The 21,663-nt window shown below is 62.2% G+C and carries 19 protein-coding genes; 14 read left to right on the forward strand and 5 right to left on the reverse strand.

The features are described 5' to 3' along the window. Nucleotides 1–73: 73 nt before the first annotated feature. Entirely contained in the window at nucleotides 74–502 is a 429-nt protein-coding gene (locus L1069_RS11520) for a peptidylprolyl isomerase (RefSeq protein WP_211038690.1), read from the reverse strand. A gap of 136 nt (nucleotides 503–638) precedes the next feature. Here L1069_RS11520 and L1069_RS11525 point away from each other — a divergent pair, with 136 nt between their 5' ends. The 12 genes from L1069_RS11525 to L1069_RS11580 all read left to right on the forward strand — a co-directional run bounded on the left by L1069_RS11525 (nucleotide 639) and on the right by L1069_RS11580 (nucleotide 11,834). Beyond that, a complete protein-coding gene (locus L1069_RS11525; protein WP_237455771.1) occupies nucleotides 639–1,325 on the forward strand; it encodes a haloacid dehalogenase type II in 687 nt (228 codons plus the stop codon). Between the two features lie 10 nt (nucleotides 1,326–1,335). Continuing rightward, the gene (locus L1069_RS11530) at nucleotides 1,336–2,166 is read left to right on the forward strand and encodes an alpha/beta hydrolase (protein WP_237455772.1); all 831 of its coding nucleotides are present in this window, start codon (nucleotides 1,336–1,338) and stop codon (nucleotides 2,164–2,166) included. Continuing rightward, nucleotides 2,163–3,140, forward strand: coding sequence for a threonine/serine dehydratase (locus L1069_RS11535; protein ID WP_237455773.1), 978 nt, complete (start codon nucleotides 2,163–2,165; stop codon nucleotides 3,138–3,140). Before L1069_RS11530 ends, L1069_RS11535 begins: the two co-directional genes overlap by 4 nt. A gap of 45 nt (nucleotides 3,141–3,185) precedes the next feature. Then, nucleotides 3,186–4,382: an endonuclease/exonuclease/phosphatase family protein gene (locus tag L1069_RS11540; RefSeq protein ID WP_129372006.1), complete on the forward strand. Its 1,197-nt coding sequence runs from the start codon at nucleotides 3,186–3,188 to the stop codon at nucleotides 4,380–4,382. A gap of 133 nt (nucleotides 4,383–4,515) precedes the next feature. After that, nucleotides 4,516–5,307, forward strand: a complete 792-nt coding sequence (pcaD, locus tag L1069_RS11545; protein ID WP_237455774.1) for a 3-oxoadipate enol-lactonase — start codon at nucleotides 4,516–4,518, stop codon at nucleotides 5,305–5,307. Further along, nucleotides 5,300–6,010: an alpha/beta fold hydrolase gene (locus L1069_RS11550; protein WP_237455775.1), complete on the forward strand. Its 711-nt coding sequence runs from the start codon at nucleotides 5,300–5,302 to the stop codon at nucleotides 6,008–6,010. The genes pcaD and L1069_RS11550 overlap by 8 nt, the downstream gene beginning before the upstream one ends. Continuing rightward, on the forward strand, nucleotides 6,010–7,347 hold the full coding sequence (locus L1069_RS11555) for an adenylosuccinate lyase family protein (RefSeq protein WP_237455776.1): 1,338 nt from the start codon (nucleotides 6,010–6,012) through the stop codon (nucleotides 7,345–7,347). Before L1069_RS11550 ends, L1069_RS11555 begins: the two co-directional genes overlap by 1 nt. A gap of 42 nt (nucleotides 7,348–7,389) precedes the next feature. Beyond that, nucleotides 7,390–8,619, forward strand: a complete 1,230-nt coding sequence (locus L1069_RS11560) for a TCR/Tet family MFS transporter (protein ID WP_237455835.1) — start codon at nucleotides 7,390–7,392, stop codon at nucleotides 8,617–8,619. A gap of 89 nt (nucleotides 8,620–8,708) precedes the next feature. Continuing rightward, the gene (locus L1069_RS11565) at nucleotides 8,709–9,797 is read left to right on the forward strand and encodes a Zn-dependent alcohol dehydrogenase (protein WP_237455777.1); all 1,089 of its coding nucleotides are present in this window, start codon (nucleotides 8,709–8,711) and stop codon (nucleotides 9,795–9,797) included. A gap of 24 nt (nucleotides 9,798–9,821) precedes the next feature. Continuing rightward, the gene (locus tag L1069_RS11570; protein ID WP_237455778.1) at nucleotides 9,822–10,190 is read left to right on the forward strand and encodes a hypothetical protein; all 369 of its coding nucleotides are present in this window, start codon (nucleotides 9,822–9,824) and stop codon (nucleotides 10,188–10,190) included. A gap of 3 nt (nucleotides 10,191–10,193) precedes the next feature. Continuing rightward, nucleotides 10,194–11,426, forward strand: a complete 1,233-nt coding sequence (locus tag L1069_RS11575) for a mandelate racemase/muconate lactonizing enzyme family protein (protein WP_237455779.1) — start codon at nucleotides 10,194–10,196, stop codon at nucleotides 11,424–11,426. A 123-nt stretch (nucleotides 11,427–11,549) separates the two neighbouring features. After that, nucleotides 11,550–11,834: a metalloregulator ArsR/SmtB family transcription factor gene (locus L1069_RS11580; RefSeq protein ID WP_129372959.1), complete on the forward strand. Its 285-nt coding sequence runs from the start codon at nucleotides 11,550–11,552 to the stop codon at nucleotides 11,832–11,834. Nucleotides 11,835–12,012: 178 nt separating this feature from the next. Here the strand turns inward: L1069_RS11580 and L1069_RS11585 are convergent, their stop codons facing one another. Continuing rightward, a complete protein-coding gene (locus tag L1069_RS11585) occupies nucleotides 12,013–12,861 on the reverse strand; it encodes a fumarylacetoacetate hydrolase family protein (RefSeq protein ID WP_237455780.1) in 849 nt (282 codons plus the stop codon). Nucleotides 12,862–12,889: 28 nt separating this feature from the next. After that, nucleotides 12,890–15,886, reverse strand: coding sequence for an ABC transporter transmembrane domain-containing protein (locus L1069_RS11590; RefSeq protein WP_237455781.1), 2,997 nt, complete (start codon nucleotides 15,884–15,886; stop codon nucleotides 12,890–12,892). A gap of 197 nt (nucleotides 15,887–16,083) precedes the next feature. Between L1069_RS11590 and L1069_RS11595 the strand changes: the two genes are divergently transcribed. After that, nucleotides 16,084–16,476 carry a DUF3307 domain-containing protein gene (locus L1069_RS11595; protein WP_129372014.1) on the forward strand — a complete coding sequence of 131 codons (393 nt, stop codon included), beginning with the start codon at nucleotides 16,084–16,086 and terminating at the stop codon, nucleotides 16,474–16,476. Between the two features lie 133 nt (nucleotides 16,477–16,609). Here the strand turns inward: L1069_RS11595 and L1069_RS11600 are convergent, their stop codons facing one another. Next, a complete protein-coding gene (locus L1069_RS11600; protein ID WP_129372015.1) occupies nucleotides 16,610–17,068 on the reverse strand; it encodes an Lrp/AsnC family transcriptional regulator in 459 nt (152 codons plus the stop codon). A 145-nt stretch (nucleotides 17,069–17,213) separates the two neighbouring features. On the opposite strand from L1069_RS11600, the gene L1069_RS11605 reads away from it, so the two are divergent. After that, nucleotides 17,214–20,636, forward strand: coding sequence for an indolepyruvate ferredoxin oxidoreductase family protein (locus L1069_RS11605; RefSeq protein WP_237455782.1), 3,423 nt, complete (start codon nucleotides 17,214–17,216; stop codon nucleotides 20,634–20,636). A gap of 30 nt (nucleotides 20,637–20,666) precedes the next feature. Here L1069_RS11605 and L1069_RS11610 read toward each other — a convergent pair whose 3' ends face one another. Further along, on the reverse strand, nucleotides 20,667–21,332 hold the full coding sequence (locus tag L1069_RS11610; RefSeq protein ID WP_134829037.1) for a TetR/AcrR family transcriptional regulator: 666 nt from the start codon (nucleotides 21,330–21,332) through the stop codon (nucleotides 20,667–20,669). Nucleotides 21,333–21,663: the final 331 nt, after the last annotated feature.

A 21,663-nucleotide genomic window follows, 5' to 3' on the forward strand; every position in this document is an offset into this window, starting at 1 on the left:
GGCCGCCAAGTGTTTTCCGGCACAGCCGGAAGACCTGCGGGCGCGGGAGTGCCGCCTGCCCGCAGACCGGACATCAGGATACCGAGACCAGCGCGATATCGAAAACCAGATCTTTGCCCGCCAGGAAATGGTTGGCATCCAGAGTGACTGTCTCGTCGCCGACCTCGACCACGGTCACCGGCAGCACTTGGCCGTCCGGGCTTTGCATCTGCAGCTGAGTACCCAGTTCCAGCGGGATATCCTCGGGGATGCCTTCGCGGGGGATCTCCTGGCGTGCGGCGGGGTTGATCGGGCCGTATCCTTCGGCGCAGGGGATCTCCAGCGTCTTGCTCTCCCCCACGGACATGCCTTCAAGCCCCGCATCCATGCCAGCGATCACATGCCCCGCACCAACGGTGAATTCCAGCGGATCACGGCCCTCGGAACTGTCGAAAACGGTGCCATCCGTCAGCTTGCCTGTGTAGTGGATGCGCACGGTGTCGCCGTTCTTTACCCCGGTCATATGACCTCCAATCGGTTGCGGGTTGATAAAGGAGCGCAGCCTAGCGTCCGCGAATGTGATGTAAACCCGTATGGATACAATTTCCCGCTTTGCCCGCCCGGGGCTTCGTGCAACGCTTCGGCAAAGGGAGCGCCCCATGCCAATTACAACTTGTATCTTTGACGCCTACGGGACCTTGTTCGATGTGACCGCTGCGGCGCGGCAGGCCGCCAGCGAGCCGGAATTTCCGCATCTGCAGGACAGTTGGGCGGAGCTGGCCAACAATTGGCGGCTGAAGCAGTTGCAATACACCTGGCTGCGGGCGATCACCAATGCCCATGCCGATTTCTGGGATGTGACGCAGAACGGGCTTGATTGGGCGATGGAGGCGGCCGGGCTGGCAGCAGATGCCGCCTTGCGCCAGCGGCTGCTTGATCTTTACTGGCAGCTGCAGGCCTATCCGGAAGTGCCCGCAATGCTGAACACGCTGAAGTCCGCCGGCATGAACACCGCAATCCTGTCCAATGGATCCCCTGCCATGCTGGATGGTGCAGTACAATCAGCCGGGCTGGGCGATGTGCTGGACGGCGTGCTGTCGGTGGAGAGCGTCGGCATCTTCAAGCCCGACGCCCGCGTCTACGATATGGTTGGCGCCCGGTTCAATTGCGCCCGCGAGGAGGTGCTGTTTGTCTCCTCCAACGGCTGGGACGCGGCGGGGGCATCCGGCTACGGGTTTGTCACCGCCTGGGTCAACCGGGCGGGCGAGCCTGTTGACAGGCTGCCCTGGAAACCGGCGCATATCCTTCCGGACCTCACCACAATTCCCGATCTGGCCAAGGAATAAACGTTCACACATGCCGTTTTTTGAGACCTCAGACGGGTTGCAGCTGCATTACTCCGATGCCGGGGAGGGTGTACCGCTGCTGTGCTTGGCTGGCCTGACCCGGGACAGCCGCGATTTCCGCTATTTCGCGCCGCATGCCGCAGGCTGCCGGATGATCACCCTGGACGCCCGCGGACGGGGGCAGTCGGATCATGATCCGGACTTCATGACCTACAATGTTTTGCGCGAGGCGCAGGATGCGCTGGAGCTGCTGGATCATTTGGAGTTGGGCCGCGCTGCCATTCTGGGCACCTCGCGCGGCGGCCTGGTTGCGATGACATTGGCCGCCATCGCCAAAGACCGGCTTGCGGCGGTAATCCTGAATGATGTCGGCCCCGAGATCCCCGCAGATGGCATTTCCCGGATCATGGACTACGTTGGCAGGCGCCCGGCTGCAAAGACACATGCACAGGCTGCAGAAGCACTTTCTGCCCTGATGGCACCGGCCTTTCCCGGTGTTCCGGCTGCACGCTGGCGCGAGGAGGCCGAGGCATTCTATGACGAAGATGCCGGCGGGCTCAGCCTGCGCTATGATCCACGTCTGCGGGACGCGCTGCTGGCACAAGCGGAGGCTGGCCCTCCCCCGGATCTCTGGCCTCTCTTCATGACCCTGGACGGGCTGCACTGCGGAATCATCCGCGGCGCAAATTCGGACATTTTGAGCGCCGGAACCTATGTGGAAATGCAGCGCCGCCTGCCTGCACTGCAAGCCGTGGAAATTCCGAACCGCGGCCATGTGCCCTTTCTGGACGAGCCAGAGGCGCTTGCCCTCATCCATGCTGTACTGGACCAAATCAAATGACCTCAATCGCCATGATCGAAGCTGCGGCAGCGCGGCTGAAAGGCCATGCCCGCGTCACGCCGCTGCTGTCTTCGCCGTTTCTGGACGAAATCGCCGGACGGCGTCTGTTTGTGAAGGCGGAATGCCTGCAGCACACCGGATCCTTCAAGTTCCGCGGCGGCTGGTCGGCGGTCTCGGCGCTGCCGGAAGAGGCCCGCGCGCGGGGTGTGCTTGCCTATTCCAGCGGCAACCATGCGCAAGGCGTGGCTGCGGCAGCCAAAGCGCACAATGCGCCTGCTGTGATCGTGATGCCCGCTGATGCGCCGCAGCTGAAGATCCGGAACACCCGTGATCTGGGCGCCGAGGTTGTGCTGTACGACCGCGCCGGCGGGGAAAGCCGCGAAACCGTCGGCGCCCGCCAGGCCGGAGAACGCGGGCTGGCTCTGATCAAACCCTATGACGAACCGCTGGTAATTGCCGGTCAAGGCACCTGCGGGTTGGAGATTGCAGAGCAGGCAGCTGACGAAGGCGTCACCAGAGCAGAGGTTCTGGTCAACTGCGGCGGCGGCGGATTGTCGTCGGGGATCGCTTTGGCGCTGGAGGCATACGCGCCAGGCCTGCGGGTGCGACCGGTGGAGCCGGAAGGGTTCGACGACGTGACCCGCTCGCTGGCCGCTGGTGAAATCCGGCAGAACCCCAGCCAATCGGGCTCCATCTGCGACGCGATCCTGACACCGCAGCCGGGAGAGATCACCTTTCCTATCCTCAGCCGCCTGTGCGGGCCGGGCCTGGTCATCACCGAAGAAGAGGCGCTGCGGGCGATGGCGCTGGCCTTTTTGCGGCTGAAGATCGTTCTGGAACCCGGTGGGGCTGCGTCGCTGGCAGCGGCCCTGTTCCACCCTGGCAAGATCGGCGGCGAGGCCGTGATTGCAGTGGCCACTGGCGGCAATGTGGATGCAGCGCTGTTCCAGGAGGCGCTGGCGCGTTATGCTTGAACTCTGACCGCACGGCAATCCGTCCGGCAGCCAAGGGGGCCGTTCATGACACGTTTCACCATCGCCTCGTTCAACGTCAAAAATCTGATCGGACCCGAGCGGGAATACTACCGTTTCCAAAGCTACACGCCCGAGGAATATGCGTGGAAAGCAGATTGGATGGCCGACCAGCTGCTGACGCTGAATGCCGATATCGTTGGGTTTCAAGAGATCTTTGAAGAGGCTCCGCTGCGCCAGGTGATTGCCGAAGCGGACCGGCGCGGGGCAGAGGCTAATGCAGCCAGCATCCCCGACCCCTCCAAGCGCTATCACCGCAAGGCGATTTTTCAGAAGCTGGCCTATGGGTCTTATGCTGAGGCTGCGCTGGCATTCGCTCCGAATGTCAATGACACGGGCGAGCCTGGAAAGCGGCGCCCGGGTCTTGCGGTGCTGTCGCGGTTCGGCTTCGAAGGCGAAGCAGAGGTGATCCAGGAGCTGGCTCAGCCGCTGGATATTCCGATGGCTTGCCTGGGCGAAGATGACGACGCTGGGTTCTATACCCTGCGCCGCCTGTCGCGCCCGGTTCTGAAAGTGCGCGTGCCGGTTGGCGATCAGGTTATCACCGTCTTCAACTGCCATTTGAAATCGAAGCTGGGTGAATACATCACGCCGCAAGGGGCGGAGTACGCCCCGGAATCTGTGCTGACAGCTTATGACGCCGCGGGCCGTGCCCTGGGGGCCTTGCGCGCAGCGTTGCGGCGGATGGGAGAAGCCTGGGTGCTGCGCCGTGCGGTGCTGGACGAGCTGGAACAAGGCCGCCCGGTCATGGTGCTGGGGGATTTCAATGACGGCGAACACGCGGTCAGCAGCGAAATCATCTCGGGCGAAGCACCATTCAGGAACTACGCCTGGATGCTGCGCCACGACGCCCGGCACGGCGGCGACCGCTATAGCGAGGAAGAAGACAGGCAGATCCGCGAAGCCATCGACCGGGTGCGGCTACGCTCGGCCGAGAAGATGTTTCTGAAGAAGAGCTTGCGTGATGTGGTCTACACCACCGCCTTTGGCGGCGTGCATGAAAGCATCGACCAGATCTACATGTCCCGCCATTTCGACCCTGCCTGGAACGGCGCACTGGGGGAGATGCAGTACTACAGTGTCTTCAACGATCATCTGACCGACGGCAGCCACCCGGAGGCGCCTTACAACAAACTCGCTTCCGATCACGGGCAGATCATGGCCCATATGGAGCTGCGCAGCTGAGGGGGGCCGGAAAAATCCGATTTTCCCGGCCAATTTTCTTCCTCAAGAAAATTCCACCGCCTGCGGCCAGCGGTTGGTTTACCTCGCCGCCAAGGCGCAGGTAGACTGCGGCGGAACAGAAATGAGGCATTTCATGCAGATCGCAGACCTGGGCGATGTCCAGCTTCACTACCGCATTGACGGAGATGCGGATGGCGCCCCCATCGTTTTTGCCAATTCGCTGGGCACTGACCTCAGGGTCTGGGATGCGGTGGTAGAGCGGCTGCCCGCGGGCCTGCGCGTTATCCGTTATGACAAGCGCGGCCATGGGCTGTCGTCCTGCCCGCCTGCCCCCTATTCGATGGGCGCGCTGGTGCGCGATGCGGAAAGGTTGCTGGATCTTCTGGAGGTACGCGATTGCGTCTTTGTTGGGCTGTCAATCGGCGGCATGATTGCACAAGGGCTGGCAGTGAAGCGGCTGGACCAGATCCGGGCGCTGGTGCTGTCGAACACTGCGGCCAAGATCGGCACCGCCGAGATGTGGAAGGACCGCGTGCAGATGGTGCAAGCGCAGGGTATCGGGGCACTGGCCGATAGCGTGATGGAGCGCTGGTTTTCCCGCGGCTATCGCGCGTCGCCTCAACTGCAGCTTTGGCACAACATGCTGGTTCAACAGTCCCGCGATGGCTATGCCGGCTGCTGCGCGGCAATTGCGGGCACTGATTTCTATACACCCACCAGCGGTCTGCGGCTTCCCTGCCTGGGCATCGCGGGATCGGAGGACGGAGCCACCCCGCCCGATCTGGTGCGCGAGACGGTCGATCTTATCCCCGGCAGCCGGTTCCACCTGATCCGCCGCGCAGGTCATATCCCTTGCGTTGAGCAACCTGAAGAATACGCCGCGCGCCTGACCGCTTTTCTGCAGGAGACCGGGCACATTGGCTGAGGTTCTTCTGATCCATGGTTCCTGCCATGGCGCCTGGTGCTGGCGCGATGTGATCCCGGCACTGGAAGCCAGCGGCCACAGCGCCCGTGCAATCACCCTGCCCGGTCATGGCGATGGCCGGGATCCGGCAGGCGTCACGCTGGCAGAAACGGCTGAGGTCATCGCAGCAGCCTCCACTCCGGACACCCTCGTGCTGGGGCATTCCTGGGGCGGTTTTCCCATTTCCGCCGCGGCTGAGGCAGCACCTGAAAACCTGCGTGGATTGATCTATCTTTGCGCCTATTTACCTGTCAACGGCATGTCCTTGATCGGTATGCGCAAGGCCGGGCCGCGGCAAACACTTTTCGGGGCAACCGCCAAGAACCCGGCCGGCACAGGATACACATTCCTGCCCGAAACCGCGCCGGACTTATTTTATCACGATTGCCCGGCGGAGGCTGTTCGCTTTGCTCTGCAAAACCTCTGCCTTCAGCCGATCCGGCCTCAGGACACAGCGATCCAGCTGTCTGAACGGTTCGAAAGCGTGCCCAAGGCCTGTATCAGCTGCTCAGGCGATCGGGTGATCCCTCCGGAATACCAGGCGCAAATGGCGGCGCAGCTGCCGCCGCAGCGGGTCTATGACATGAAAACATCCCATTCGCCCTTCTTTGCGGACCCCGACGGGCTCGCCGATCTGATCGGGCAAATCGCAAAGGACTTCTGATGGCAGGTTCCGTCTTTGACAGCCAAGTCTACGGTGATCTCTTCGGCAGCGGCGAGGCCAGCCGCCTGTTCTCTGACAGCGCAGAGGTGCGTGCCATGCTGCTGGTGGAAGGCGCGCTGGCCAAGGCGCAGGGCGCGTCCGGAGTGATCCCGCAGGAGAGCGCCGCCGCAATCAGCCGGGCCGTGGTGGAAATCGCCATTGATCCCGGTGTTTTGAAGCGGCCCACAGGGCAGAACGGCGTGCCGGTGCCAGGGCTGGTCGCAGCGTTCCGGGAAGAAATGAAAGCGCCAGAGCACGCGCAGTATGTGCATTGGGGCGCCACCTCGCAAGACATCATGGACAGCGCGCTGATGCTGCGGCTGCGCCAGGTGCTGGCGCTGATAGAAACGGATTTGACCGCAGCAGTAAAAACGCTTGGCACATTGTCCAAAACACATGCAGAGTTGCCGATGGCCGCCCGCACCTATGGCCAGCACGCCACCCCGACCAGCTTCGGTGCGGTGGCGGCGGGCTGGGGTGCGCCGCTGCTGGGGTTGCTGGAGGAACTGCCCGGCTTGCGCCACTCCTGCCTGCTGGTGTCCTTGTCAGGTGCTGCGGGAACCTCATCTGCATTGGGGCCGCAAGCAGCCGAGGTACGCGCGGCCATGGCCAATGGGCTGGGGCTGGGCGATCCCGGACACAGCTGGCACACCAACCGCACCCCGGTCCTGCGGATTGCGGACTGGCTGGTGCGCGTGACGCTCGCATTCGGCAAGCTGGGAGAGGACAGCACCGCGCTGGTGCAAAGCGGTATCGGGGAGATTTCGCTGGGTGGAGCCGGCGCGTCCTCAACCATGCCGCAGAAACAGAACCCGGTGGCGCCTTCGGTTCTGGCGGCGCTGGCGCGGCAGGGCAGCGGTCTGCTTTCCGTCCTGCAAGGCGCTTCAATCCAGCAGCATCAGCGTGACGGGGCGGCCTGGTTCACCGAATGGATGTGCCTGCCCCAAATCGTGCTGGGCGCAGCCAGTGCCGCAAAGACCGGAAGAGCGCTCAGCGCGGGCCTCGCACCGAATGCGGCGGCCATGGCATCCGCGTTGTCGGACGGGCTGGGCATGATCCACGCCGAGGCATTGAGTTTTGCCCTCGCCGCTAAGATGCCGCGGCCTGATGCGCAGGCGGCGGTCAAGTTGCTGTGCCAGGAAGCACAGTCCACAAGAACCCCGCTGCAGGAGCTGGCGGCGCAAGCGTACCCGGAACTGGACGCGGCAGCCCTGTTTGATCCGGCACAGCAGATGGGCCGGGCCCCGTGGGAAGCCTTGCAATTTGCCAAGAAGACAGAAAAACCGGGCGGCGAATAGAACCCGCTAAGGAGAGCAGAATTGCCTGTGCTGCCGGCAAAAATGGACGAATGCGGCAGGGCTGAACGCCATAGCCGCCTGTCCCTCGTCTTTGTCCTGGCGACCGTGATGATCGATGCCATGGGCATTGGGCTGATCATGCCGGTGATGCCTGGCCTGATCACCGGGGTGCAGGGCGGTACGCTGGCGCAGGCAGCAGTTTGGGGCGGTGTGCTCAGCACTGTCTTTGCAGTGATGCAGTTCCTGTTCAGCCCGGTCCTCGGCAGCCTGTCCGACGCGGTGGGGCGCAGGCCGGTGCTGCTGGTGTCGCTGTTTGTGATGGCGCTGGACTATCTGATCATGGCCCTTGCCGGCACTATGTGGCTGCTGCTTCTGGGCCGCATTCTGGGCGGGATCACCGCCGCGACGCATTCGACAGCGGGCGCCTATATCGCCGACATTTCGCCGCCGGAGAAAAAGGCCGCCAATTTCGGCCTGCTGGGTGCGGCCTTTGGTGCCGGGTTTGTGCTGGGGCCGCTGATGGGCGGGCTGCTGGGCGAGTTGGGCACGCGGGCGCCGTTTTATGCCGCCGCGGTTCTGGTGCTGGCAAATTTCACCCTCGGATGGTTTGTGATGGGCGAAACGGTGCAGGACAAGAACCGCCGCCCCTTTGATTGGCGCCGCGCCAACCCGTTTGGTGCCTTCCGCGCAGTCGGGCGCATTCCGGGCGTCAAACCGCTGCTGTGGGTCTATTTCCTCTATTCTGTTGCGATCTATGTCTACCCTGCGATCTGGGCCTATTTCACGCTGGAACGTTTCGGGTGGCAGCCGCAGGTGATCGGCCTGTCGCTGGCGGTCTACGGTATCTCGATGGCTTTGGTGCAGGGCTGGCTGCTGCGCTATACAGTGATCTGGTTCGGCGAGCGGCGGACGGTGATCTGGGGGCAGCTGTTTGAGTTTATTGCCCTCGGCATTCTTGCCTTTATTTCCAGCGGCACCCTAGCATTGCTGCTGATCCCGGTCTCGGCCCTGGGGGCAGTTGTCCAGCCCGCGCTGCAAGGAATGATGGCACAGGCGGTTGAGGACAACCAGCAGGGTGAACTGCAAGGCGTAGTGACCGCCGTCAATGCGCTGGCGATGATCCTGTCACCGCTGATGATGACGGCGGTGTTTGCCCGCTTCACCGGCGAAGGCGCCGGCCTCTACCTGCCTGGCGCGCCGTTCCTGCTGGCGCTGCTGATGATGGCGATCGGCTGCGCAGTGTTCCTGCGCAGCAAAACTTCCGTCGCGTAAAAGCGCCGCTCTGCCGGGCTGCTGCCGCATTCCAGCTTGCTTGCCGGGTGCCCACCGCGCCACGCTGCCTGAAAACGGGGAGAAAGAACATGCAAACCATCAAAGCCGCCGTCTGCCATGAATTCGGCGCTCCTCTGGTGATCGAGGAGGTGCAGCTGGCGCCGCCTGGAATGGGCGAGGTCGAGGTCACGCTGGACGCGGTTGCCATCTGCCACAGCGACATTTCTTATGCCGAGGGCGCCTGGGGCGGGCATCTGCCCGCAGTTTACGGACATGAGGCCGCCGGGGTGATCACCGCAGTCGGCACCGGTGTGCAGGGGTTTACCGGGGGCGACTCTGTTGTGGTGACCCTGATCCGCAGCTGCGGCACCTGCCCCTCCTGCGCTGGCGGCAGGCCGGTGATCTGCGAAACGCCGCATGACACCCTGCGCGGCCCGCTGAAAACCGCGGACGGCAAGCCGCTGGATCAGGCTATGGCTTGCGGCGCCTTTGCCGAGAAGGTTGTGGTGGACCAGCGCCAGATCGTGAAAATCCCGGAAGACATGGGTAAGGACGCCGCGGCGCTGGTTTCCTGCGGGGTGATCACCGGCGTGGGCGCGGTGGTCAATGCGGCGCAACTGCGTGCGGGCCAGGATGTGGTGGTGATCGGTGCCGGCGGCGTCGGCCTCAACGCCATCCAGGGCGCCCGCATTGCCGGCGCCCGCCGCATCGTTGCAGTGGACATGAGCCCCGGGAAACTGGAGATCGCCAAGGAGTTCGGCGCTACCCACGGGGTACTCGCCACCGAAGAAAAGCCATGGAAGGCCGCATACAAGGCGCTTGGCGGCCGCGGCGCTGATGCGGTGCTGATCACCGTTGGCGCCATCCCGGCCTATGAACAGGCCCCCCGCTACCTGGCGCGCGGCGGCAAGGCGGTGCTGATCGGGATGCCGCATTCAGGCGCCAAGGCTGCTTATGAACCGGTGGTTCTGGCAGCTGTTGGCCAGGGGCTGATCGGCTCCAAAATGGGCGATGTGGTGATCCAGCGCGATATCCCCTGGATGGTGGACCTCTACCAGCAGGGCAGGTTGAAACTGGATGAGCTGATCTCGGGCCGCTGGCGTCTGGACCAGATAAACGAGGCGATTGCCGACACCAAGACTGGTTCAGCAAAACGCAATGTGATTGTCTTCGGCTGACACTTTCAAGGCGGAGCGCAGGGCGTGCTGAAATTTTTGACCGATCTCTTCAAACCCGAGGCCCCCAAGGCGCCGCCGATCACCTCTGAGACTTCGATGAATTTTGAAGCCGGCAGTGTCGGCCCATTCCTGATCCGGCTGGCCAACAACCCCCGTTTCGGCCTGCCTGCGGACTTCACCACTTCCGTTACCGGCGCGATCCAGGACATGGCGTTGAACGAAGCCCGCCGCTGGCGGATTGACGGCGCATTTGACGGATCGCGGGTGCAGATCGAGATCGAGGTTTTCATGGACGATGCAGAGGCCCCTGACCTGGCCTTTTTCAGCACAGGGGCCGCAGTTGATGAGATCGGCAAGGAACTAGCCGCCTTTGCCGAGGCTTCGGAGACCTGAACCATGAAACTGCAAGATCTGGATATCATCGTAACCGCCCCGCCTGCCCCTGGCTGGGGCGGACGCTATTGGATTCTGGTGAAAGTCACCACGGACACCGGCATCACCGGCTGGGGCGAATGCTACGCGTCGTCAGTGGGCCCCGATGCGATGACCCATGTGATCCGCGACGTATTCGCGCGCCACATGGCCGGGGAAAACCCGGAAAACATCGAACTGATGTTCCGCCGCGCCTATTCCTCGGGTTTCACCCAGCGTCCGGACCTCACGGTGATGGGGGCCTTCTCGGGCCTGGAAATCGCCTGCTGGGATATTCTGGGCAAGGACCGCGGCCGTCCCGTTCATGCGTTGATTGGCGGGCGGATGAATGACCGCATCCGCGCCTATACCTATCTCTACCCGCTGCCGCATCAGAACATCACGGAGTTCTGGACTTCGCCTGACTTGGCTGCCGAGGCCGCAGCGCAAAAGGTAAGCGAAGGCTACACTGCGGTGAAATTCGACCCCGCAGGCCCCTATACGATGCGCGGCGGGCATATGCCTGCGATGTCGGATATCTCGATGTCGGTGGCGTTCTGCAAGGCGATCCGCGATGCCGTGGGTGACAAGGCGGACCTGCTGTTTGGCACCCATGGCCAGTTCAGCACCGCCGGTGCCATCCGCCTGGGCCAGGCAATAGAACCCTATTCCCCGCTTTGGTTCGAAGAACCCACACCGCCTGACAATTTCGAAGACATGGCCCGCGTTGCCCGCAACCTGCGCATTCCTGTGGCCACCGGCGAACGCATGACCGCAAAGGCGGAATTCGCTGCAGTGCTGCGGGCTGGTGCCGCCGAGATTCTGCAGCCCGCCCTGGGCCGCGCCGGCGGGATCTGGGAAATGAAAAAGGTCGCGGCCATTGCCGAAGTGTTCAACGCGCAAATGGCGCCGCATCTTTATGCCGGACCGGTGGAATGGGCGGCCAACATCCACCTGGCAGCCTCAATCCCGAACATTCTGTTGCTGGAAACCATCGAAACCCCCTTTCACGATCAGCTGATCAAGGGGTCTATCCGGGTAGAGAACGGGTTTGTCACCCCGCCAGAGGCACCGGGGCTGGGCATCGAGGTGGACGAAGACCTTGCCCGCGCCCATCCGTTCACCGGAACTGACTTGCACCTCAATATGCAAGAAGCGCCTTGTGATTACGCCAATGGCAACGCCTTTGCCGGTGGCTCTCCGCCGATCGTGGACTGAGGCCGTAATTCCTGGGTGACTTGGTCCGGAAAATAGAGGCAATATGCGGCAGACGACCAGCCAGGATGCCGCATATTGCCTGTCCAGATCAACGACCTCATCGACCCGGAAACGCCAGTCGACATGCAGGAGCGCGCCGCAGCAGCGGCTGCTTTCCTCAAAACGCTTGCCCATGAAGGGCGGCTGATGATCCTGTGCCATCTTGGCACCGGCGAGAAATCCGTGGGCGAGCTGGAAGCCCTGTTAAATATGCGCCAGGCCGCGGTCAGCCAAATGCTCGCCCGGCTGCGTGAAGATGATCTGGTTGCCACGCGGCGGGAAGGCAAGACGGTTTTCTATTCTCTGACCGACGGCAACACACAAGAATTGATAGCCTTGCTGTACAAGCAATTCTGCAGCGGCGCTTGAACGTTTGTTTCCGCGGGTGCTGGCGGCGGTCAATCTGGCAGCCAGGCACGTTCCTTTCAGCCCGCTTCAGCGTTGCTGCACGCAGGCCCGCGCTGCGCATGGCGCAGCGCCACGCCCAACCGCGGAGGCGCATTCTGCGAATGCGCCGGAACGGGCGGGAGACCCCGCCAGCAGCTTGTCAGCAGTCAGCCCGCACCGTTTGGGTCTGCACTCCCAGCCCTTCGATCTCCAGCCGCATCACGTCGCCGGGCCGCAGATAGACCGGTTGCGGTTTGCACCCCATGCCGACGCCCGGCGGGGTGCCGGTGGCGATCACATCACCCGGATGCAAGGTCATCAGCTGGCTTAGATGCGAGATGATCTGTGCCACGGTGAACACCATCGTGGCCGTGGTTCCAGTCTGCCGCCGCGCGCCGTTCACATCACAGGTCAGCCACAGATTCTGCGGGTCCGGCACCTCGTCCCGCGTCACCAGCCAGGGGCCGATCGGCCCGAAAGTGTCACAGCTCTTGCCCTTGGTCCATTGGCCGGTCAGCTTGGTCTGATAGTCGCGCTCGGACACATCGTTGACCACGCAATACCCCGCCACATGGTTCAATGCATCTGCTTCGGAGACATATTTGGCTGCGGTGCCGATCACCACGCCCAGCTCGACCTCCCAATCCGCCGCCACTGAGCCGCGCGGCAGAATCACGTCATCATCCGGTCCGCAAATCGACGAGGACGCCTTGAGGAACAGGATCGGATGCTCCGGCAGCGCCATGCCCATCTCCTCGGCGTGATCGGTGTAGTTGAGGCCGATGCCAAGAAACTTCCCCGTCTGCCCGGCACAAGGCGCCAGCTCCGGATGTCCTTTCACCAGCGGCAGTTCTGCCGGGTCCAACGCTGCCAGCCGGCCCAAGGCTTCGTCCCCCAGCACCGCACCGGTGATGTCCGGCACATGCGCCGATAGATCCCGGACTGCGCCTGTACTGTCCAGAAGGCCAGGCCGTACTTCCCCGCCCGCGCGGTACCGCAGCAGTTTCATGTTCTTGTTCCCTGTCTCAATTCCTGGATCAATTGGAGACGTAGCCCGCCACCACCTGCAATAGCTTGAATGCCGTAGAAGCGTCATTTTCCACCACTGCCAGGAATTCTTCTTCGCCGATCCGCAGGCAGCTGAGGTCCGTCGCCGCAATCATGCTCAGCGCCCGGGCTTCATGCCGGATCAGACCCAGTTCCCCCACCAGCCGCCCGGGGCCAACCGTGGTAATCAGCCGGTCCTCGCCGCCCGGCTGCGGCAAGAAAAGCTCAGCCTCGCCTTCAAGGATCATATACGCCCCGTCCGATGCTTCATCATCCTTCAGGAACACCACCTCGCCCGCCTTGGCATCATACCAGCGGGCGCCAAAGGCCAGAAGACGAAGCTGGCGGCGGTTCAAGCCGGAGAACAGTTCAGTCTGTTCCAGTGCTCTCAGCTTGCGGGCCAGGTCCTGGCTGGCCGCCCCGTCGCCCGCTGCCGCGGCCTGCGCCTCGTCGCTGACCAGACGGCCCTGGCGCAGTTCAAAGAAGACGTCAAATACATCCGGGCTCTGAAAGCTGGGGGCAAGATAGATCAGCGTGGTGCCGGGCAACAGCTTTCGCAGGTTCTTATGCACCGCGACCCGGGTGTCCTGATCATAGCTTGCCATCGCGGAATCGAGGATCAGGATATCCGGTTTCTTGATTGTGGCCCGGCAAAAGGCCAGCGGCTCGGCAAAGCTGGCGGCCAGCCCCTGCCCGCCCACCGCAATCGGCATGTCAAAGATCAGCTCCACCACCTGGTCACGCAAGCCTTCGCGCACCATCAGTTCGGAAACCAGTTTGCGCACCTCATCGCCCTTGGCCCCGGCTGCGTCCGATATTTTGCCAAACAGAGCGTTTTCCAGAACCGTCAGCGTGGGGGCGATGGCCTCTTCTGCAAACGGCACAAAGCCCGCGCCCAAAGCTTTTAGCAAGCTTTGCCCGTGGCTGCGGCGAAAGCCTAGGATCCGCTCTTTCATTTCCTCTTCAAAGGCCGGGCCGATCTGTTCCGCCGAAATGGTGAAAGGCACGATCAGCAGCTGCGCCAGCTCCTCGCGGCTGAGCGCTGACGCATTGACGGTTCCGGGCCGGTCGGCCAGCGACAGCGCTGTTTCATAGGCGCCCACATCCAGGCCCAGCTTGCGGAACAGCGGGTGGCCAGTGCCATCCATACCAAAGATCTGCCGCAGCATCTCCACCACATCACGGGTCAGCGCCACCAGCCCTTCGTCCAGCCCCAACTGCTTGAGCTGATCGAGAAATTCCGCATGACCATGCAAGACCTCACCGGTCATGGCCTGCTGCGAGGCTGCAAACAGCAGGTTTTCCGCAACCGGCAGCGCCGGGTTGTATGCTTCTGGTTCCAGAAAATGCACGTGCACATCCAGACCGGCGTCCAGAATGGCCTTGCGCACCGACGCGCGCAATCCGACCAGTCGCTCCGCCAGATCCGGGTGGGCGGGTGCCTCGAAACACTGTTCGATACCCCGGCGGAACAGGGCGGTATCGGATCCGATCCCTTCAACCAGCTGCAGCCACCAGCTCCGCAGTTCCGCCTCGCTGGAAAAACCAGCCAGTTTGGGATCAAGCCAGGGCGCATCAAAGGGATCCGGGCTGTTGCCCGCGCGTTTGGCTATTTCCAGCTGTTGCAAGTTGTGGGCCGCGCCCAACGGGCGCAGCCGCATTGGCATCATCACATTGTCGCCAAAAGATCCCTTAAACAGAACCGGCCGCGAGGTGGCATAGCCGATCCGCGCTGCCACCGTTGCCTGGTGCAGCCCGCTGAGGTTCTGATCGGCCACCGTCACCGTCCCTGTTGCGGGCAGGATTTCCCGCGTCAGCAGTTCCGCCAGGGCCCGGCGGTCTTCTTCGGAGGGGGCCGCAATACCGATGACCTGCCCTGCGGGGAAGGTTGCGCTCAGCTCCTCCAGCACCGGATTACCATCCGTGTCACGCACATTGACCGCATCCAGGACCACATCTCCGCGCAGGCGCTCCAGCTCCTCCGGCTCGCCGACCAGCAGTTTTTCATCCACCATGCCCTGCGGTGCAAAGCGCTCCAGGATCACGTCCCAGCGCAGCCCCATGTCCTGGGTCTGGTTGTAATAGGTCAGCAATTCTTTCCAGGGCGACGCCAGATCTTTGTAAGCGGCAAGCGCCGCCACCAATGCGCCCAATGAGACTTTGCCCTGCAGCACCAGAAAGCCGCCGACGGCATAAAAGAAAAACGGCGTCAGCTGGGTGATGAAGTTGTTGAGAAACTTCATGAAGAATTTTTTCTGGTAGATCTCGAAGCGGATGTCATACAGCCGCCCCAGCCGCGCTGTGATGATCGCCATCCGGTAGCGCCAGCCGCCATTGATCCGCAGCGTCGCAGCACCCGCGGCGCTTTCGCCGATCTCAGTCGCCAGCGCCCGCACCTGTTTGATGCGTTTTTTGTTCAGCAGGTTGATCTGCCGTTGCAGCATCGGGATCAGCCAGCCTTGCAAAGGAATGAGCGCGATGGCTGCCATTCCGAACCAGAAATTCTGCAGGAACAGGAAAAACAGGATGGTCAGCATCTGCCCGGCTTGCAGCACCGGCTGGCTGACCGCATCCCCCATCAGCCCGCCCATCGGCTCGGATTCCGAAGTAACCATGGACACCAGCTCGCCCTGGCTGACCCGCTCAAAATATGGTTGCGGAAAGCGCAGCACCCGGGCAATCAGCTGATAACGGAAGCGGCGCAGCATCCGCTCGGCCAGCACCCCCTTCATGGTGTTGATGCGCATTTTCAGCAGGCCGTGGCACAGTACCGCCAACAAAAAGCCGCCGCACAGAATCCACAGGAAGGTCAGCTGATCAAAGCTTTGCCCCATCAGGGTTATGGTGGAGGTCTCAGCGCCGATTGCATCATTGATGATCCGTTTCGGCAGCTCCAGCGTCAGGTAAAGAAGCGGGAACAGGCAGGCCGTGACCAGCAGCAGCACCAGCTGGTCGCGTTTCGAGTACTTCCAGATGAAACGGAACAAAGAGCGTTCGATGGGGAAAGCTCCATAAATGGCGGCTTCGGATGTGGTCTGCCTTATGGGTAGCGCGGTTTGGCAGGAACAGGCAATGGGCAGAAGACCGCCTTGTCCCGTTGCGGCACCCTGCCGGCGCGGCATTTGCCAGACGGCGAAAAATCCGTAAGGTTCCAGCGAGGTATCCATGCTGGAGGTCAATAGGTTTGCCGGAATATGTCGGATCCGTTCTGCTGCTGCTCTGCGCGTTGCAGGTCAAACACCTGTTTGCCGACTTCTTTCTGCAAACCCCCAAGATGCTGTCCGGCCGCTGCGCCTATGTCCATATGGGCCGTGCCCAGCATGCGGGTGTCCACGTGATCGGCTCAGCCATTGTCTACGCGTTGTTCAGCGCACCTGTGCCGTTCATCCTGGTGCTGGCGGCGCTGGAATGGGTCGTGCATTTTCACATCGACTTCGGCAAGGCCCGGTTTTCCGAGCGTAAAAAGCTGAACCCGCAGCAAGCGATGTTCTGGCAGGCCATGGGATCAGATCAGGCACTGCACCAGCTGACCTATATCGCCATGGCCTGGGCCTGGGTGAAATACGCGGCGATGTGAAAAAACCGCACGCTGGGGGCCAGCCCCCAGACCCCCGGAGTATTTTTGCAAAGATGAAATTAAAGGGTGGTCCTCGTTCCCGCCAGTCTTGCGGGTCTTCCTTGCAGCAATACTCCCGCCGCAGGCGGACTTTCTAAGGCACAACAGGCCTGTCCCGTTTGATCGTGCGCAACACCACATTGGTCTGGGCGCTGGCTACCGCTGGCAGGCGGAACAGGAAACCCTCCAGAAACCGGTTATAAGCATCCAGATCCGGCGCCAGAACCCGCAGGTGATAGTCGGACTGCCCCGTCGTTGCGTAACATTCCTGAACCAGCGGACTGCTCTCAACCGCGCGAATGAACTCCACCAGTTTGTCCGGATCGTGGCGGGTTAAATGCACATGCACGATAGCCTGGAACCCCAGCCCCATTGCCGGTGCGTTCACCACCGCACCGTAACGTTCAATAATGCCCGCCTCCTCCAACGCCCGCACCCGGCGCCACAGGGCCGACGGCGACATGCCCACGGCCTCAGCCAGATCAGCGTTGGAAATGCGGGAGTCTTCCTGCAGCAAGGTGAGGATACGGGAATCGCGGTCGTCAAGCTTCATGTTCCGGTCACTTTCTTCACCAGATAACTGTCATTCGGAAATTCTAACCATAAATTCCCACAAAAACAGTAACTCGGGCAAATCTTTTCAAACATTGTGGATTACTTTTCCGGAAAGCACATTTTCCGCGCAAGGACTCCCCGAGATGACCAAGCTGAGCCACGATTTCCGCAGCTACAAGCTGGACGACCGGTACGAAATGACCCAGGGCCGGGTTTTCCTGACCGGCACTCAGGCTTTGGCCCGGATAATGCTTGATCAGGCGCGCCGCGATCAGGAAGCCGGCTTGAATACCGCGGGCTTTGTCTCAGGTTACCGCGGCTCGCCTTTGGGGGCAGTCGACCTGGAATTCTGGCGCGCCAAGGACCGGATGCAGGCAAACCGGATCAAGTTCATGCCCGCGGTGAACGAGGACCTTGGCGCCACAGCTGTCCTGGGTGCGCAGCAAGCCGTGCTGGACCCGCATTGCGAGGTCGAGGGTGTGTTTTCCATGTGGTACGGCAAGGGGCCGGGCGTCGACCGCTCCGGCGATGCGCTGAAGCATGGCAACGCCTATGGCTCCTCCGCAAAGGGCGGTGTGTTGGTGGTGGCTGGTGACGACCACGGCTGTGTCAGCTCCTCGATGCCGCATCAGTCGGATGTAGCATTCATGTCCTGGTTCATGCCGGTGCTGAACCCCGCAGATGTGTCGGAGTATCTGGCTTTTGGCGAATACGGCTTTGCCCTGTCGCGCTACTCCGGCACTTGGGTCGGCTTCAAGGCGGTGTCGGAGACCGTTGAGAGCGCGCGCTCGGTGGACCTGCAGCCGGACCGTGAATTCATCTGCCCGGAGCTGGCGGATTACCCGGGCGGGCTGCATATCCGCCGCTCCGACCTGCCCTCGCCCGAGATTGAGACCCGCATTCACGCCAAGCTGGATGCCGTTCGCGCCTTTGCCGAGGCCAACCCGATCGACAAGCGGATTTACGACATCAAGGACGCGCGTTTTGGTTTTGTTTCCACCGGAAAGGGTCATCTTGATCTGATGGAAGCGCTGCGCCTTCTTGGGCTGGATGAGGCCGCCTGCCGCCGCCTGAAGATCGACATTTACAAAGTCGGCATGGTCTGGCCGCTGGACCGCACCGACGCGCTGAAGTTCGTCAAAGGCAAGCAGGAAGTGCTGGTTGTCGAGGAAAAGCGCGGAATCATTGAAAGCCAGTTCAAGGAAAACTTCTATGACTGGCCCGGCAGCAAGCCCGAAAAGATGGTCGGCAAATACGACAGCCAAGGGGAGCCTCTGATCCCCTGGACCGGGGAGTTGAGCCCGCTGCTGCTTGCCCCCATTGTTGCCGCACGGCTCGATAGTTTTTTCCCGGAGGAAAACCTGCCAGCCAAGGCAGCAGCACTCACGGCGGAACCGCCGAAGCTGTTGAACGTGCCCGGCGCCGCCCGCACGCCCTATTTCTGCTCCGGCTGCCCGCACAACAGCTCGACCAAGCTGCCCGAAGGATCCAAGGCGTTTTCCGGCATCGGCTGCCACGTGATGGCCAGTTGGATGGACCGCGATACAGCCGGCTATGCGCAGATGGGCGGCGAAGGCGTGCCCTGGACCGTGGCCTCGCAGTTCAATGGAAACAAGCATGTGTTCCAGAACCTGGGCGAAGGCACCTGGTATCATTCCGGCAGCCTCGCGATCCGCCAGGCAGTCGCGGCCGGCACCAATATCACTTACAAAATCTTATATAATGACGCAGTGGCGATGACGGGCGGCCAGCCGGTGGACGGGCCGGTCTCGGTGCATGGCATCGCCCAGACCTGCCGCGCCGAGGGAGTGGAACGGATTGCATTGGTCTCGGACGACATTGGCAAGTTTGTCCGCAGCGACTTCCCCGCCGGCACCACCTTCCATGACCGCAGCGCGCTGGACACGGTGCAGCGGGAATTGCGCGACATCTCCGGCGTCACTGTTCTGATCTACGAACAGACCTGCGCAACTGAAAAACGCCGCCGCCGAAAGCGGGGCAAGATGGAGGACCCGAAACGCTTTGCCTTCATCAACGACCTGGTGTGTGAGGGGTGCGGCGATTGCTCGGTTGAATCCAACTGCCTGAGCGTGGAACCGAAGGAAACGCCCTTTGGCCGCAAGCGCAAGATCAACCTGTCCACTTGCAACAAGGATTTCTCCTGCCTGAACGGCTTCTGCCCTTCTTTCGTCACTGTAGAAGGGGGCACCCGGAAGAAGAAAAAACCCGCTGGTCTGGCCGCCGCCGCATTGACCGCCAAGCTGCCGGCGCCGGAACTGCCCTCTCTCAAGACGCCGTTCGACCTGCTGGTCACCGGAGTCGGCGGCACCGGTGTTGTCACGGTCGGCGCGCTGATCACCATGGCGGCCCATCTAGAAGGCAAGGGATCAAGCGTGCTGGATTTCACCGGCTTTGCGCAGAAGTTCGGAACTGTCCTCAGCTACATCCGGCTGTCCAAAGAACCCGGAACCTTGAACCAGGTGCGTATCGAACAAGGCGGCGCGGATGCGGTTATCGGCTGCGACGTGGTGGTCAGCTCGGCGCCCAAGGCCTCGGCCCATTACCGCGCAGGCACCAAGGTGGTGCTGAACCGGGCGGAAATGCCCACTGGCGATCTGGTGCTGCGCCGCGATGCTGATCTGATGGCAGGCCTGCGCGAGAAAACCATTGCCGAGGCCGTCGGACCGCAAAACCTGTCCGGTTTCAACGCCAATGAAGCCGCCGAGACAATGCTGGGCGACGCTGTGCTGGCAAATGTCATGATGCTGGGTTTTGCCTGGCAGCAAGGGCTGGTGCCGGTCAGTGCCGGGGCGCTGGACCAGGCGATTGAGCTGAACGGCGTAGCCATTGAAAAAAACCGCCTCGCCTTTGCCATAGGCCGTGCCATGGCGGAGGACCCGAAACTGGTCGCCAGCCACTTTGAGGAGACACCCGCAAAGACGGAAACATTGGACGCGCTGATCGAACGCCGTGCCACTTTCCTCACCGGCTATCAGAACATGGCTTATGCGGGACGCTACACCGCTGCCCTGAGCCGGTTCCGCGACGCATTGCCTGCGGAGGCACAGGAAGAATTGACCGCAGCCGCGGCGCGGGCGCTATTCAAATTGATGGCGTACAAAGACGAATATGAAGTTGCCCGGCTGCTGACCAGCGACGCCTTCCAGCACCAGCTTGAGGATGAGTTCGAGGGGGATTTCAGTGTCAAATACCACCTCGCGCCGCCTTTGCTGAACTGGAAAAAGGACGCCCGCGGACGCCCGGTAAAACGGGCCTTTGGGGCCTGGCTGCGACCGGCGATGCACTTGCTGGCCAAGGGCAAGACGTTGCGCGGTTCGGCCTTCAATATCTTCGGTTATCACGAAGAAGCCCGCCTGCACCGCGACCTGCTGGCCTGGTTCGAGGCCGCGCTGAAGACCATCGCCAGCCGTTACCGTGCCGATGCGCATGAGGCCTGCCTGAAGGTACTGAAAGCGCCGATGGATATCCGCGGCTATGGCCCGGTCCGGCTGAAAGCAGCTGAGGAGGCGCGCACGCAGGCTGAGGGTATTCTCCGCAGCCTGTAACACCACACGCCCGCGGCCGCGGCTGGTGTCTCAGACGTCCCAGTGCTGCTTGGTGAATTCGGTGAAGTCCGCCATCTCTTCGGACAACGGGTCGCGCCCGGTGAAGACCTTGAGGTACTCGGGCGTCACTTCCAGCCGGTGCGCGTGGCTTTCATTCGGATCCGCCATCTCATAGCCGAGCTGCATGTAGTACAGCACCTTGGCCCGGGTCACTGCTTCCCGGTCCGCATAGCCGTAGCGGGCAAACATCGCCGTCAGCGCCTCGACCCGGCGCCGGTCCGAGCGGTCCAGCAGGCTGCGCACCTTGCCGGAACGGCGCGACCAGTCACGTACGGCAAAGTCCAGCGCAGTATTGAACAGATCAGGGTTGGCGATGCACTGGAACACATTCAGCACTGCCCCGGTGATGGCCTTGGCCGGCGCCTCGGCCTGGCGGACCATGCCGGCGGTATTGGTCTGCTCCCAGGTCTTGAGCAGCGCATCCAGCAAGTCCTGGCGTGATTTGAAATACCAGTAGAACGACGAGCGCGAAACCTGCATCCGCTCGGCCAGCGCCAGCACTTTCACCTGCTCCACCCCGTCCGAGATCAGCACGTCCATCGCGACATTCAGCCAGTCGTTGCGGGTGACCTTAATATTGCCGACCAGCGGCTCGGCTTCCGGATCGTCCCGGTGCAGAACAGTTTTTTGCGCCATGTGCGGCCTTTCGGAATGCGTGCGTTCCCTGGCATCCTATGCCGGGCTGACTGCCGGCGCCAACAATGCAATCCTGTCAGCAGCCATTTGCGGCAAGGACCGAGTGGCGCCGGGGCCACAGCAGGTCCGCAGCGTCCGGAGGGCGGGATTCAGCATTGCACCATAAAACACGTGCCGGCACGCTAATGTGAGAAACTGTTATTCCTCCTTGGGACACCGGACCGAAAACACCGGATATGCAGGGCGATTGCGGGATGACGGCACTGGTGAAGTGCCCGCAGTGCAACCGGGAAGCCCATCAATTTTTCCTTGCACAACGGGCATCTGGGCA

The sequence above is a fragment of the Leisingera sp. MMG026 genome, assembly GCF_021654205.1.
GTDB lineage: Bacteria > Pseudomonadota > Alphaproteobacteria > Rhodobacterales > Rhodobacteraceae > Leisingera.